Genomic DNA, 14,176 nt, shown 5'->3' with positions numbered 1-14,176 from the left:
TACTTCATCCTTGATAAGTATCAATTTAATAAAAACAACATTAATTTTATATTATATTTAGTTATAATAATTATATTTGCACTTATAATTGAATTTTAACTTATAACTTATGTAGTTGCCCTTAGGGCATATCATCTTCATAAATTGATAAGGGAGTAATCAATGGCAAATTTACGGAAAAATATGTAAAGTAAAAAGTGCTAATCAAACTAATAATTAGCACTTTTTATTTATTAAATATCAAGCATATCTAAAAGTTCATTTCTGTATGCCATAAATTCTTTACTTGTTCTTTTTCTAGGATATTCTAAGTCTATTGGAACTATGCCTTTTATCCTACCTGGGCGAGGCTCCATAACAATAACTTTTGTAGACATATATACAGCTTCGTCTACATCATGTGTTACCATTATTGTCATATTTTTCTCTTCATTCCATAATCTTAAAATTTCATCTTGCATGTTCATTCTTGTAAATGCATCGAGGGCACCTAGGGGTTCATCTAATAATAAAACTTCTGGTTTGTTAATTAGTGTTCTAATTAGCGAAACCCTTTGAGCCATACCACCTGATAGGTTTGATGGATATGAATCTTTAAAGTCAAGTAATCCAACTTTTTCAAGCATTTGATCAATTGCTTGATCACTTACTTTCTCTTCGTTTTTTAGTTCACCAGAAAATCCAACATTTTCTCCTACTGTAAGCCATGGGAATAAGGTTGATTTTTGAAAAACCATACCCCTGCGGCTAGATGGACCTTCAATTTCCTTATTATCTAAATTTATATTTCCTGTTGTAGGGAAGATTAGACCTGCGATAAGTCTTAATATAGTAGATTTACCACATCCTGATGGTCCAACTATACTTACAAATTCCCCATCATGGATTTCAAAATTTATATCATCTAGGGCTGTAGTGATGCTGTTATTATCTAGTCTTACAAATGATTTTGATACATCTTTAAATTCTAATTTGCTCATCTTACACCCCCAACTTTCCATCTTAAGGCTCTATTACTAATATTTTTAATTACTTTATTTACTAATATAAATGTAAGAGCAAGTAAAATAATTGCTCCATACATAGCTGAGTAATCAGCCCATGAAGATTTCCATGTAATATACCAACCAAGTCCACTTTCTACTCCTAGCATTTCAGCTACGATTAGAGCATTACAAGCAGCGCTCATACCGGCAATTAATCCTTGGAAAATATTTGGTGTTGCTGACTTTATTGCAACTTTTCTAACTAATTCAGAGTTTGTTGCACCTAGAGTTTGTGCAGCTTCATAATAGGATGGGTCTACGTTGTGAATACCAGTAATAGTTGCTAGAGTTGTTGAAAACCAAACTCCAAGTGCGATTATAAATACGGCTCCTTGGAAGAGATTTATTGCAATTACCATTACTACTGGTAGCCAGGTTGTAGTTGGAATAGGCCCTAGGAGTTTTAAAAATGGGTCTACCCAATAATTTACTTTTTCAAAGTATCCTGCAAGAATTCCGGATAGTATTCCTAAAAATGCTCCTATAAAGTAGCCTGTAAATAGTAATTTTAATGAGCTAAATACAGAATCTGCTAAAAAGCTTGTATCCTCTTTCATAGAATTAAATATCATATCAAGCCATGGGAAATATGGCAGAGCCAATTTTCCTGTTTTTAGGGTCATGATATCATAAATAATCAATATAATAAATACGAAAGTGTAAAAGTTAGACTTATATAAAAGTCTATCTCTTACATTTTCTTTTTTTATAGATACTAGTAGGGCAATAATATAAATTGCTAATAGTATGCCTATAAATCCCGGATAAAGATTTGTTTTTGTTACGGATACATCATAATCTGGGACAAATAGATATTCTAGTATCGCCGCAAGTCCTGCAAGGATTGGCAGGATTAATTTAAAGCGATCTTTTGTTTTATTTCTTGGTTTTGATTCAAGTTTTATAAGCTCTTCAGCCGTAAGGGTTCTAGTTGAAGGTTTCTTTTCTATAATTTCGGCAGACGGTTTTTCATTATTTATTGCCATTTATTTCTCCTTAACTATTTTCTAACTACGTCAACTTCTCCGTTACCTAGTGGTCTCCATAGTTGTTCTACAAGTTCATCTGTAGATTTATTTGCTGGGATTAGACCTAGTTCTTTGTAATCATCGAAATAACTTCTAATTGTTGTTTCACCATCTTCGTTTGTTAATGAGTAGTCATATGATTTTAATAGATCAGTAGCTACTTCTGGGTCACCTTCAGCTAAGTTTTTATCTTGAAGAAGTTTAATTGATTCTTCTGGATTTTCTGCTGCAAATGTATTACCTTCATCAATTGCTTCTGCTACAAGCTCTGCAAGCATTGGGTTATTTTCTACAAAGTCTTTGTTAAATGCAGCTACACAGCATACTTCTTTACCAAAGTCCTCATCACTTGTTAGTGATCTAATTGGTCTAATAATATCTTTTTGTAGGAATTCTTGAGCAAATTGATCATCAAGAACTGCCCCTTGGATTTCGCCTTTTTCTAGAGATTGGATAACTGCAGATTTTTCTACTGGTTTTACTTTGATATCTTTTGGATTTACATCATCATGGTTTAAGAATCTTAAAAGAGTGTTGTGTCCACTATTTCCTATACCATTTGTTACTGCTACTGATTTACCAGCTAGATCAGAAGTTTCTTGTAAATCAGTATTTTTATTTAATACATAAAGTGATTTACATCCTGAGTGAGATGCTGTTGAGAAGACATAATTTAGTCCTTTTGTTGCTGGAACGATTAGTGAACCAAATTCTCCTGTCATAACGTCAATTTGTCCTGTTGAAAGAGCATCTTTACCATTTTGTGTGTTGATAAACTCGATATCTATACCTTTGTCTTTAAAGTATCCATTGATTTCAGCAAGGTTTTGTCCTGCCATACATAAGTCACCATCAAATCCCATTTTAATTGGAGTATTGTATCTTGGTTCTTCTTCAAGACTTTGAGCTTTAGCTACATTTTTATCTTCAGTTTTGTTTTCGGTTTTATTTTCTTTCTCAACTTCATTTTTAGTTTCCGTTTGAGTATTTGCTTGATCAGTAGTTTGATTGTTTGCGTTGTTACCACATCCCACTAAAGTAAGTCCACCTAGTAATAGTACGGCTAATAATTTATTGTTTTTCATTTATATTTCTCCTTTTATAATCGTTATATATTAAAGATCACAGCATGAGCGCTTTTCAATCTTATCCATATCAAAATCTTTATCCATAAAGTCAACTGTTTCTAAATCATCGACCATATGTTCTTCATGAGTCACACTATTACTAGCATGATCATGGTGGTGAGTATGCGTATCTACTTCAGCATCAGCACTGGAACAGGCAGATAAGCTAAATGCCATAGCAGCTGAAAGTGTTAGATAAACTATTTTTTTCATCCGATAATACTATAAAAATCCTTTCTATATATTACATGAACATAAAAAATCCCCGCCCAAAAAGGACGAGGTTATCGTGGTTCCACCTTAATTTATCTTAAGAATATCTTAAAACCTTAATGTGCTTAACGGGCACAAGCGTTATAGCCTACTATGATTTCGGTATAAAACTCAAAGATGCACTTCCATAAATTTTTCAATGATTTTTCTCAGCTAACAAATCTCTCTGTATTTGAAAATAAATATGTACTCTTCTTTTCCTAGTTATTCATGTAAAATAAGTATACCATCTCCTTAACATATGTCAATATTTTTTTGTAATATTTTTTACATTTAATAAATTTATAAAAACATTTTCTTATCTGATTTTGTTTAAGAAATTTCATTTCCTGGTATATTATTTATGACAAAGTTATTAAGAGGTAAATATGAGTTTACAAAAAATAGACAATTTTGATATATCAATCATTAGCGACCCCCATGTACTTGCTTATGACTTGATAAAAGATACAGAAGATTTCCAAAAAGAAATCAAAATAGACAGAAAACTTTTAGTAGAGAGTGAGGCCTTACTGGGTGAAGCTTTATCTATGGTAGATAAGGTTAATAGCCAGTTTCTTTTTTTGCCAGGAGATTTGGTAAAAGATGGAGAATATAAGTCTCATGAAATAGTTAAAAAATATGTTTGTGATTGGAAAAATGCCAAAGAAGGTCGTGAAGTTTTTATGATCCCAGGCAACCATGACCTAAATAACCATAAGTCTTATGATTTTAAAAATTCTAGAAAAACCAAAAATATTACTCCAAAAGAATTTTATGACCTTTATTCTTTTATATACGAAAACCCATATGTCATAGAAATGTACAAGGATACAAATATTTTTAAAGATTATTTGACTAGGGTTAATGATGAATATGATAGAGATCAACAATACAAATATTATGCTCACGGATATTTTTCATATGTAGCAAGAATTCCAAGTGAGATTAGCAATAGTGGCTTAACCATCATTTCATTAGATACTTCAATTTATTCTGCTGATACCGAGCAATCTCATAGGGATGGCAGAGAAAATGTTCCTGGATCATTAGTCCTAGAGCAAATGAGATGGGCAGTAGAAAAAATAAAAGATGCCAAAGAACGCAATGATTTAATTTTTGTAATGGCCCACCATGCACTTATGCCAAACTTTAGAAACCAAGAATTGGTTTTTTCACCATTTATAATTAAAGAATGGCGCACAAAATTTATTGACGATGACCCAAGGATAAATAACAAAACTCCAATAGAAGTACTAGCTGACAATGGGGTAAAATTTGTATTTACAGGCCACTTACACGAAAATGGTACTGCCAAATATATTTCAGAAATGGGCAATGAAATCTATGATGTCCAAACAGGCTCTACAGTGACCTATCCCCTACCTATTAGGCATATAAAAATAATAAATAAACTAGAAGAAAATAGCGGCTATGAAGTTCATATAAAAACCGAATTAATTAAAAAATTTACTTATAGAAATTTATCTGATGAAATAGAAGTTGTTGATGATGCTATAAACTATACAATTGAAAAACAACTTTCACTTAGAGATGTTCTTCATAATTATGTAAGGATTCAGGCAAACAATCCAAAGTATGCTCACATAGATTTGCAAGATCTACTAATAGAAAAAGCTAGCGCATATTTAAATGAAGATGTGCCAGAACATGGATATATGAACAAAATAGTTTTTCCAATGATATATAAGTATTTCCCACTTTCTAAAAAATATCTTGGAAAAATAGATATTGCAAAAATAAACAATGAATTTGAATTTCAAATTAGATCTATAAAAAATATCCTTCATGTAAAGGCTACTAATATAGAAGAAGCTATAGATGTAATTTTTGATCAGATTGAAGATAAAATTTTGATACCATATCAAATAGTCAATTATTGGGATAGGATAATAAATAAAGCTTGGCAAATGCCTATTGATGAGGAAGGTAACACCTTTTATGATTTTGCTAACTACATTTATCAATATAAACCTCTAGGTGAGGAAGAAAGACCTGCCTATGTATCAAAAATGATTGATAATCTAAATAATCCAAACTATAATTTAATAAATATAGTTATAGAATATTGTAAAGATGAAATAAACGAAATATTTGATAAATTTACAAGATCAATCAAACTAGAAAAAGATGGCAGCAAGGAAAAATTCTTTAAAGACCTCATCCAAACAGAGGGATTTACCTCAGGCCTTGTATATAAATATCTAATAAAAAGAGTTGATAACCTTAGGGACTTACTAGACTTTTTCTCCCTATACCTAACAAAGAAAAAAGATTTGACTGGTGTTGATCTAGCAAAAAGAATAGTAAATACAAAATCAGCAAGAATTGCAAAAGAAACATTCGCAGACCATATGTTCGGACAAACAAGTTTAAGGAAATTCATAATAGATGTGGTAAACTCGATGAGTGATGAAATGGTAGAAATTTACCAAAATGAAGATTTAAATGAACTAGAAAAATATTTTAATTATATAGAGTATAACGACAAAAAAACAACAAATTAAAAAAGTAACTCGCAAAATCCCAAATAAACATAAGTGCCTAACTAGATGGCTTAAAAATTAAATGATAAAGATAAAAAGACTTTTAGAAATCCTAAAAGTCTTTTTTAATATCCACTATCATCTCCAAAAACTGCATCTTGAGTAAAATTAAAGCCTAATTTTCTAAGTTCACTTTTTTCACTATCATTTAAAATAACTGTGCTGTGGGCATCTAAATTTTTTAAATTTTTAATCTCCTCCATAGCCATATGGGTTAAGGGATTTGTTGTAGCTGAAATTGCAAGAGCAATCAGCATTTCATTTATAGAAAGAGAAGGCTCTACTTCTCCAAGAGAAGCTGTTTTTAAGTTTGAAACTGGCTCTATGATATGTGGACTTAGCAAAAGTATTTCATCATCTATTTTGCCAAGTTTTTTTAATGTATTTAAAATTGCTGCAGCAGGTGCTGAAAAGAGATTTGATTTCTTACCAGTAATTATCTGCCCATCATTCATCTGAATTGCAAATGATTCTTTGCCAGTGCTTTGTTTTTTTTCTCTAGCTGCGATTGCAACTTCTCTATCTTCTGCCTTTATATCCAAATTGGACATTAAGGTTTGGATTTTTTCTATTGAGCTATATGATTCTTTGGCAAAACGATAGTCAACTAAGGCATTATAATATCGTCTAATAATTTCTTCTTTGCTTGCTTCTATGGCAGCTTCTTCATCAACTATGCAAAAACCAACCATATTTACACCCATATCTGTTGGTGATTTGTATGGTGCCTGTCCCATAATTTTTTCTAGCATTCTTTTTAAAACCGAAAATGCTTCTACATCCCTATTATAATTTACCGCCAAAGTCCCATAGGCCTCTAAGTGATATGGGTCAATCATATTAATATCATTTAAATTTGCAGTGGCAGCTTCATAGGCCATATTTACCGGATGCATCAATCCTAGATTCCAAATAGGAAATGTTTCAAATTTAGCATATGAAGATCTTTGTCCTCTTTCATGGTCAAGATACATTTGTGAAAGGCATGTTGCCATTTTTCCTGATCCTGGTCCTGGTCCAGTAACTACAACTAAGGGTCTTGTTGTTTCTACATAATCATTTTTACCAAAGCCTTCCTCAGATAAGATGTGATCGATGTCATTTGGATAGCCATTTATATTATATGTCCTGTAATGTTTTATGGATAGGTTGTCTAAATATTTTTCAAATCTTATAGCCTTATCTTGGTGAGTAAACTGGGTGATAACTATACTATTTACTAAAAATCCCTTTTGTTCAAAGGCTTGTTTTAGTCTGATAGATTCTGTATCATAAGAAATATCATTATCTCCCCTAATTTTATTATTTTCAATATCATTTGCATTTATTGTTATTATTATTTCTGCCTTGTCTTTTATACTTTCTAGCATTCTAAGTTTGCTATCAGGCAAAAATCCTGGTAAAACTCTTGATGCATGCCCATCATCAAAAAGCTTTCCGCCAAATTCTAGGTAAAGCTTATCAAAATGGCTGATGCGTTCTAGGATCTTTTCAGATTGTAATTTTATGTATTTATCATTATCATAGGCTATCTTTTTCATAATTCCTCCATTTGCTAATCTAATTATAACAGATTAAATTTTAAAAAGAAAAAAATCGGAAACATTATTTTTCCGATTTTGATTCTAATTTTTCATAGCCTTCTGTCTTGTAGTAATTACCATCATAATCTATCCAAAGTACTTCTGCCTTATATTTTTCGGCAACTTTCTTACCAGTTTCTAAATCTACAGTAAATAAATAAGTACTTAATGCATCTGACAAGGCTATATCTGGGTGGATTACTGATACTGATTTAAAGTATTTTGATGGATAATTTGTATCTGAGTCTATAATGTGGTGGTAAATTTGACCATCTACTACATAAAATCTTTGATAGTCCCCACTTGTTACGACCGTATTATCTTTTATGTCTACAACACTGGCATAAGGTTTTTTTGCATTTTTTTCAGGGTTTACAATAGCAATTTTCCATAGGCCATCTGCTCTAGCAGGATTTTCTCCTATTATAACATCATCTCCACCGACTGATAAAATACCATGCTTCATTCCAGCTTTTTCTAGGCTTTCCTTCATTTTTTTTATAGCGTAGCCCTTACCCTCTGCTCCAACATCAATTTTGATATCTGGATCTTTTATATAAACTGTGTTCTTTTCATGATCAATTTCGATTTTTTCGATATCACTGTGACTTGCAGCCTCTTTTAATTCTTTGTCGCTAGGTATAGCTGCATTTTTTTCATCAGCAAGTCCTGCTTCCCTGTATTCATGCCATAAGCTTATTAAATCTCCCAAGGCCATATTTATTTTTCCATCTGTCATATTATAGATCTCTTTACTATAATCTAAGAGTTCTATTATGGCTGGGTCTACTTTTACTGCTTCTTTTCCTGCATTTTCATTTATGGTTTTGACATTATTTATCCCATCAAAATCATAGTAAGTGTTAAAAAGTTTGTTGTATTTGGATAAGTCGTCTTCTAGTATTTTTTTATAGTTCTCAAATTCTTCTTCATCTTTTGCATATACTAAAAATTCGGTTACTGTATCAAAATAGTCGTAGAAAACTGCATTATATTTTTTTAAATCAGTAGCATTTTCATCTGTTACTACTGTTTTATCGCTTGCGTTTTTATCTTTAGCTCCTTGAGTACTGCAAGAGGTTAAACCAATTGCAAAAACTAAGGCCATTAGTATTTTTTTGTAATTCATATCTTATTTGTATTAATTGTCTCCATATCTTTTTTAATATGTATGCCTTGTTCATCTGCCCAATATAATAAAATATTTCCGGCAGCCTTTGATCTAAAGTCATAATATTCATTTTCAAGACCTAAGGTATAGACTGTATCTAGAAATTCTTCGCTTGGAGAAAATCCATCATATTGATCGATAAACTGATCTTTTTTAAATCTATCTAGGGTTTCTATAAATGCTTCCCTTATATTTGCCCTATTAAATTCATCACGACTTGGCATTAGAACATAGTGTTCTATATCATTTTCTATATCTAAGTAATCTTTTGTAATATCTTCTTCTGTTTGTCCTTGGTTGATACGAACAATGTCTAAACTTTCTGTATTTAACCACATTGCTTTAAGATAAGAATCTTCATCTAGTAATGTCCATTTTTCTACCAACCAAGATAAGTTAATTGGTTTTTTCATTTTTTTCTAAGATTTCAAAGACACAAGCTTCATATTCCCAAAGCTCAAGTCTTAGAACTTCTCCCTTTCTAATTTCAATTTCCCTATAATTATCCTTGGCACCACCATAAGTGGGGTTAAAAGTATTTAATTTTTCAATAAATATCAAATCTTCATCATAAGCAAATTCATATCCACCATGATACACATTTGCCATATTTAGCACAACTAAAAATCTTGATCCCTCTGCTATTCTTTCATAAGCAAAAACTGAAGTACTTGCATCATCTACAACTATCCACTTAAATCCATCTTCTTCGTAGTCTTTTTTATAAAAGGCTGGGTTATTTTTGTAAATGTAATTTAAATCTTTAATAAATCTATTAAAATCATCATGAACTGGATAATTTTTTATGTCCCAATTTATGGATTCATTTTCATTCCACTCATCAAAGGTGGCTATTTCATTTCCCATAAAGTTAAGTTTTTTACCTGAATGAGTCATTTGGTAGGTATTTAAAAGCTTTAATTGTTTAAACTTATCTTCATAAGACCCATTCATTTTATTAATCATAGGTTTTTTTAGATGCACAACTTCATCATGGCTTAGGGGTAATAAATATCTTTCATTATAAAAATAATACATGGAAAAAGTCACTTTGTTATGGTACATAGACCTATTGAAAGAATCAACTTCAAAATATTTAATTGTATCATTCATCCAGCCCATATCCCATTTGTAGTCAAATCCTAAACCCTCATCAGAATTTTTATTTGTTACTAGTGGGTAAGATGATGAGTCTTCTGCAATCAGCATCACATTTGGATAATTTGTAGCTAAAGTTTTATTTAAATCACTTATAAATTTTATATTATCTTCATGCACTCCACGATTTTCATTACCATTATAATAAATCATATACGAAACCGCATCTACCCTTATACCATCTAGATGAAATTTCTCTATCCAATAGGATAAACTTGATTTCATAAAGCTTTTTACATGCCCTTTTGAATAATCAAAATTTATAGATCCCCATTCAGAATAAGTAAGTCCCTCATATGGCGATTCGTATAAATGAGTTCCATCAAAAGTTTTTAGTCCATAATAATCATTTGCAAAATGCACTGCAACTACATCAAGGATTACACCGATACCATTTTGATGCATTAGGTCGATAAATTTCTTAAAATCTTCCGGTCTACCATAACGAGAACTTGTGGCAAAAAATCCTGTGGATTGATATCCCCATGATGGATAAAATGGATATTCTGTAACTGGCATTATCTCCAGATGGGTGTAGTTCATATCTTTGATATGAGCAATTAATTTATCTACAACATCTAAAAAATTAACATTTTGACCATATCTAAGCCAAGAACCTATATGAACTTCGTAAATATTCATTGGCTTATTAAAATTTTTGCTGCGATTTTTTATAAACTCATCGTCATTAAACTCATAGTTTTCATCCACTATTAACGATGCAAAATCTCCTTCATAGTCCATGGCCCTTGCAAAGGGATCTGTGTGTTCCACCCAGTTGCCATCTTTTACTACAACTAATTTATAAAAATCTCCTACCTTTGCGTTTTCAAATATATAAAAGTAACCATATTCAGAATTTTTACTCATCTCGTGATTTTCCCAATTTGAAAAATCACCCCTTATAAACATTTGATCGGCATTTGGTGCATATACTCTAAAGATGTAACCGTCTTCATAAGGGATTGGACCAAAAATTTCATGACCATTGCTGGCATGACCACTTATATAATTTTTTATTTGCTCATGGTCTGTTTCAATGATATTTATCTCCATTATTATTACTTATCCTCTATCATATCAGTAATATGTCTTAATAGGATTTCTATTCCTTTAGTATTTTTTGCTCCGCGTGGGATGATTATGTCTGCGTATTTTTTGGTAGGTTCTACATATTTCTCATGCATTGGCTTTACTTGTTTTATAAATTGTTCCAAAACAGAATCAAGAGATCTGCCGCGTTCTTTTGTATCTCTTAAAATCCTTCTTTGTAGCCTTACATCACTATCAGCATCAATAAATACTTTTGTATCGGTAATATTTCTAATTTTCTTATCTTCTAAGACTAAAATACCTTCTATTAGGATGATTTTTGTAGGTTTGATTGTGATAGTTTTATCGCTTCTAGTGTGGATTGTGTAGTCATAAGTTGGCATTTCAATTGTTTCACCCTTTTGAAGTTTTAATAAGTGCTTATGAAATAAGTCATTATCAAAGGCTCCTGGATAATCGTAATTTAGCTTTGCCCTTTCTTCAAAAGAAATATCATCATGGGCTTTGTAGTAATTATCATGGCCTATAACTATCAAATCATCTTTAAAATACTCATCTATATGTCTAACAATAGATGATTTTCCAGATGCAGACCCACCTGCAACTGCAATAATTTTTATATCACTCATAGTTTTATCTCATTGATAATATTTCCATCTAAGTATTCATAAATATTGTTAAAAACAATTTCAGCACGGTTTGCCATTGCTTCTTTTGTATAAAAACCAATGTGATTTGTAAGTACTACATTTTTTGCATTTCTTAATGGATAATCGCTTGGAAGTGGTGGTTCCATATCGAAAACATCGATACCAGCACGGAGTTTATCAGCATTTAGTAATTCTGCTAAGTAATCATTATCTACAACTGGACCTCTAGCGCAATTGATTAAAATAGCATTTTCTTTCATTTTATCTAATTCTTCTTTGCCTAGGAAATGTTTAGTCTCACTGTTATTTGGAATGTGTAAAGAAATTACATCTGATTCTTTTAAAAGTGTGTCTAAATCTACATAAGTCACACCAAGATTTTTTATATCTTCTTTTTCAGTTCTAGAATAAGCTATGACTTCACAACCAAAGGCTAAGAGTATGCCAATTAATTTTGTACCAATATTACCTGTACCAATTATCCCAAACTTTTTGCCTTGGATGGTTTCTCCCATCAAATTATTATTTTTACCATCAAAAATATTTGCATCATTTTCTTTAAACTTTCTCATAACCGCAATTGTAAGACCAATTACAAGTTCTGCTACAGAATCATCAGAATATCCACTTGCATTTAAAAGTTTTATTCCATTTTTTTTGACAGCCTCTAGATCTATATGGTCTACCCCTGTAAAGGCAACATCGATCAGTTCAAGATTTTTTGATGCATCTATAACTTTTGCTGATAATGGTTTATTTGTTACAATTGCAATATCAGTATCTTTTAATCTTTCTATAAGTTCATCATCATCTTTTGCGTTTTCAGCATAAGAAATGAATTCATGACCCATTTCTTCTAATTTTTCTTTATGACTTTCAATAATTTTTTCTTCTACTTCTAACGGATTAACTAATGAAATTCTCATAACACTCTCCTTAACTATTATTCTAATTTAATTATACTATAAATATTTTGATTTTAGAGATAAAAAAAGACTCCAGAATATATCTGAAGTCAATAAGTATTTGAGATTTTAATAAATTTATAAATTATCCTGATACTTTTTTAATAATTTTTTCTCCTTATTACGAGCTCTAAGCATTTTAAAAAAACTTTGAAGTTCAAAAAGACATTCATCATCTCTTAAACCAAATTCTGCATCCAAAAAGTGTAGTTGAGATCTATCACCAGTAATGTTATTATTTGACCCACAAGCTCCTCTTTTGTAATCGGGAATTCCAATAACAAGTCTAGCGATTCTTGAATTTATAATAGCACCAGCGCACATAGAACAAGGCTCCATAGTAACATACATAGTTGTATTCTCAAGTCTAAAGTCATCAAAAAATTCATTTGCTTCTTTTATAGCAATCATTTCAGCATGTAAGAGACCAGACTTACCTTTAAAAGTGAAATTGTGACCTCGTCCAATTATTTTGCCATCATACACAATTACACAACCAACCGGAACTTCCTCGATAAATCTAGCAAGACGCGCCTCATAAAGGGCCTCATTCATAAAAAAATAATCATCACTAGTAAAATCTTTTTTTAAAATCTCAGTCATAAAAAATCCTTAAAATAATACAAAAAAAATATCTTTAATAAAAAAGATATTTTAAAAGTTAAATATAAATGGTGTTCCAGAGAAACTGCCTACACCCCTTGCAATATCTTTACCATAAATAATACAACCGCTTTCAGCCAAAGGCAACCCACCGCACCCAGTTAGGTTGCCCACACGTTGCCCACATCATTAAAGAGGACAATCAGTCCTCTTTTTCTTTGATCCCTCTAGGATTTTCTTTGTAGTAGATATCTATCAACTCATCTATATCATCTTTGGTTGCATGGTGTCTGAAGAAAGTTTTTGCATTTCTTCTGTACCTATCTATCTTAGTTTTTTCTGGGTTTCTTTCTTCGTATGCTCTGGAGGCTCTTTTTTGAGCCTCGCTTGTCTTTTTTTCTTTACTATTCATCTTCACCCCAATCTCTAAGATATTCATTGGCTTGATTTGTCAGTTCTTCAACCACCTCTATAAAGTATTTATTATCTTCCATTTCGATATCATCTCTAAAATCATACTCTGGATCTTCTTGCGCTTTTTCTTCATAAGCTTCAGGATTTAAATATGTGCTAAAACTTTCATCTGCATTATTTATATCAGATACGATTTCACCATTATCTTTGATGTGTAAAAAGTATTCTATAGCTCCATCATAATCTGGTTCACTGCTCATATTTTCAATTAATGCATTCATCACTTCTTCTTTTGTTAATTGTTTCATTTTTCTATCTCCTTTAATTATTTATCTTACACTAATATTATACCGCGGGCGTTATATAAAGTCAAGTCTTTTTTATATTTTCTATGCTAATTTTAAATTATTTTCTAAAGCAATTACTGCTTGTTGCACATCATCATCTTTTGCTTGTGTGCAGTGAAGTTTGCCAGTTGTTAGGTCAATGTAAGCTCTTTCTACGATGCTTGCCATGTTGCTACCTTTTGTGTTTGAAACTTTTTCGCCGTTAAGTTTAG

The 14,176-nt window shown here is 31.2% G+C and carries 14 protein-coding genes and 1 other annotated feature; of the genes, 1 reads left to right on the top strand and 13 read right to left on the bottom strand.

All coding sequences use genetic code 11. The annotated features are described in order from the left end of the window. Nucleotides 1-233: 233 nt before the first annotated feature. Genes JNO63_RS06645 through JNO63_RS06630 form a run of 4 tightly spaced genes read right to left on the bottom strand, consistent with a single transcriptional unit; the run spans nt 234 to nt 3,414 of the window. Nucleotides 234-980 (bottom strand): ABC transporter ATP-binding protein, encoded by a 747-nt coding sequence (locus JNO63_RS06645; protein WP_203127744.1) that lies wholly within the window; start codon nt 978-980, stop codon nt 234-236. Continuing rightward, on the bottom strand, nt 977-2,032 hold the full coding sequence (locus JNO63_RS06640) for an ABC transporter permease (RefSeq protein ID WP_203127742.1): 1,056 nt from the start codon (nt 2,030-2,032) through the stop codon (nt 977-979). The genes JNO63_RS06645 and JNO63_RS06640 overlap by 4 nt, the downstream gene beginning before the upstream one ends. 14 nt (nt 2,033-2,046) lie before the next feature. After that, nucleotides 2,047-3,159 carry an ABC transporter substrate-binding protein gene (locus JNO63_RS06635; RefSeq protein WP_203127740.1) on the bottom strand — a complete coding sequence of 371 codons (1,113 nt, stop codon included), beginning with the start codon at nt 3,157-3,159 and terminating at the stop codon, nt 2,047-2,049. A gap of 30 nt (nt 3,160-3,189) precedes the next feature. Next, complete coding sequence (locus JNO63_RS06630; RefSeq protein ID WP_203127738.1) at nt 3,190-3,414, bottom strand: hypothetical protein; 225 nt, start codon at nt 3,412-3,414, stop codon at nt 3,190-3,192. A 58-nt stretch (nt 3,415-3,472) separates the two neighbouring features. After that, nucleotides 3,473-3,685 (bottom strand) — a binding site (T-box leader). Nucleotides 3,686-3,842: 157 nt separating this feature from the next. Between JNO63_RS06630 and JNO63_RS06625 the strand changes: the two genes are divergently transcribed. Further along, nucleotides 3,843-5,981 carry a metallophosphoesterase family protein gene (locus JNO63_RS06625; protein WP_203127736.1) on the top strand — a complete coding sequence of 713 codons (2,139 nt, stop codon included), beginning with the start codon at nt 3,843-3,845 and terminating at the stop codon, nt 5,979-5,981. Nucleotides 5,982-6,085: 104 nt separating this feature from the next. On the opposite strand, the gene JNO63_RS06620 is transcribed toward JNO63_RS06625, so the two are convergent. From JNO63_RS06620 to JNO63_RS06580, 9 genes are all read right to left on the bottom strand, one after another. Then, on the bottom strand, nt 6,086-7,561 hold the full coding sequence (locus JNO63_RS06620; RefSeq protein WP_203127726.1) for a DUF1846 domain-containing protein: 1,476 nt from the start codon (nt 7,559-7,561) through the stop codon (nt 6,086-6,088). A gap of 64 nt (nt 7,562-7,625) precedes the next feature. Beyond that, nucleotides 7,626-8,732, bottom strand: coding sequence for an FAD:protein FMN transferase (locus JNO63_RS06615; RefSeq protein ID WP_203127724.1), 1,107 nt, complete (start codon nt 8,730-8,732; stop codon nt 7,626-7,628). Further along, the gene (locus JNO63_RS06610; RefSeq protein ID WP_203127721.1) at nt 8,729-9,187 is read right to left on the bottom strand and encodes a UPF0158 family protein; all 459 of its coding nucleotides are present in this window, start codon (nt 9,185-9,187) and stop codon (nt 8,729-8,731) included. Before JNO63_RS06610 ends, JNO63_RS06615 begins: the two co-directional genes overlap by 4 nt. Beyond that, the gene (gene glgB / locus JNO63_RS06605; RefSeq protein WP_203127719.1) at nt 9,171-10,988 is read right to left on the bottom strand and encodes a 1,4-alpha-glucan branching protein GlgB; all 1,818 of its coding nucleotides are present in this window, start codon (nt 10,986-10,988) and stop codon (nt 9,171-9,173) included. Before glgB ends, JNO63_RS06610 begins: the two co-directional genes overlap by 17 nt. Nucleotides 10,989-10,993: 5 nt before the next feature. Beyond that, nucleotides 10,994-11,614: a uridine kinase gene (gene udk / locus JNO63_RS06600; protein WP_203127717.1), complete on the bottom strand. Its 621-nt coding sequence runs from the start codon at nt 11,612-11,614 to the stop codon at nt 10,994-10,996. Beyond that, nucleotides 11,611-12,561 (bottom strand): NAD(P)-dependent oxidoreductase, encoded by a 951-nt coding sequence (locus JNO63_RS06595; RefSeq protein ID WP_203127715.1) that lies wholly within the window; start codon nt 12,559-12,561, stop codon nt 11,611-11,613. The genes udk and JNO63_RS06595 overlap by 4 nt, the downstream gene beginning before the upstream one ends. A gap of 117 nt (nt 12,562-12,678) precedes the next feature. After that, nucleotides 12,679-13,203, bottom strand: coding sequence for a nucleoside deaminase (locus JNO63_RS06590; protein ID WP_203127713.1), 525 nt, complete (start codon nt 13,201-13,203; stop codon nt 12,679-12,681). Nucleotides 13,204-13,405: 202 nt separating this feature from the next. Further along, complete coding sequence (locus tag JNO63_RS06585) at nt 13,406-13,615, bottom strand: hypothetical protein (RefSeq protein ID WP_203127711.1); 210 nt, start codon at nt 13,613-13,615, stop codon at nt 13,406-13,408. Then, a complete protein-coding gene (locus tag JNO63_RS06580; protein ID WP_203127709.1) occupies nt 13,608-13,925 on the bottom strand; it encodes a hypothetical protein in 318 nt (105 codons plus the stop codon). The genes JNO63_RS06585 and JNO63_RS06580 overlap by 8 nt, the downstream gene beginning before the upstream one ends. Nucleotides 13,926-14,176 lie beyond the last annotated feature (251 nt).

The sequence above is a fragment of the Anaerococcus sp. mt242 genome (assembly GCF_016798225.1).
Classification (GTDB): domain Bacteria; phylum Bacillota; class Clostridia; order Tissierellales; family Peptoniphilaceae; genus Anaerococcus.
Note: the sequence above shows the minus strand (reverse complement) of the source record. Positions and strands in the feature narration are given on the sequence as shown.

Coding starts and splice junctions, on each gene's coding strand:
- JNO63_RS06640 (WP_203127742.1), bottom strand. CDS start 2,032: ATGGCAATAAATAATGAAAAACCGTCTGCCGAAATTATAGAAAAGAAA.
- glgB (WP_203127719.1), bottom strand. CDS start 10,988: ATGGAGATAAATATCATTGAAACAGACCATGAGCAAATAAAAAATTAT.
- JNO63_RS06585 (WP_203127711.1), bottom strand. CDS start 13,615: ATGAATAGTAAAGAAAAAAAGACAAGCGAGGCTCAAAAAAGAGCCTCC.
- JNO63_RS06630 (WP_203127738.1), bottom strand. CDS start 3,414: ATGAAAAAAATAGTTTATCTAACACTTTCAGCTGCTATGGCATTTAGC.
- JNO63_RS06620 (WP_203127726.1), bottom strand. CDS start 7,561: ATGAAAAAGATAGCCTATGATAATGATAAATACATAAAATTACAATCT.
- JNO63_RS06580 (WP_203127709.1), bottom strand. CDS start 13,925: ATGAAACAATTAACAAAAGAAGAAGTGATGAATGCATTAATTGAAAAT.
- JNO63_RS06645 (WP_203127744.1), bottom strand. CDS start 980: ATGAGCAAATTAGAATTTAAAGATGTATCAAAATCATTTGTAAGACTA.
- JNO63_RS06635 (WP_203127740.1), bottom strand. CDS start 3,159: ATGAAAAACAATAAATTATTAGCCGTACTATTACTAGGTGGACTTACT.
- JNO63_RS06595 (WP_203127715.1), bottom strand. CDS start 12,561: ATGAGAATTTCATTAGTTAATCCGTTAGAAGTAGAAGAAAAAATTATT.
- JNO63_RS06610 (WP_203127721.1), bottom strand. CDS start 9,187: ATGAAAAAACCAATTAACTTATCTTGGTTGGTAGAAAAATGGACATTA.
- JNO63_RS06615 (WP_203127724.1), bottom strand. CDS start 8,732: ATGAATTACAAAAAAATACTAATGGCCTTAGTTTTTGCAATTGGTTTA.
- JNO63_RS06590 (WP_203127713.1), bottom strand. CDS start 13,203: ATGACTGAGATTTTAAAAAAAGATTTTACTAGTGATGATTATTTTTTT.
- JNO63_RS06625 (WP_203127736.1), top strand. CDS start 3,843: ATGAGTTTACAAAAAATAGACAATTTTGATATATCAATCATTAGCGAC.
- udk (WP_203127717.1), bottom strand. CDS start 11,614: ATGAGTGATATAAAAATTATTGCAGTTGCAGGTGGGTCTGCATCTGGA.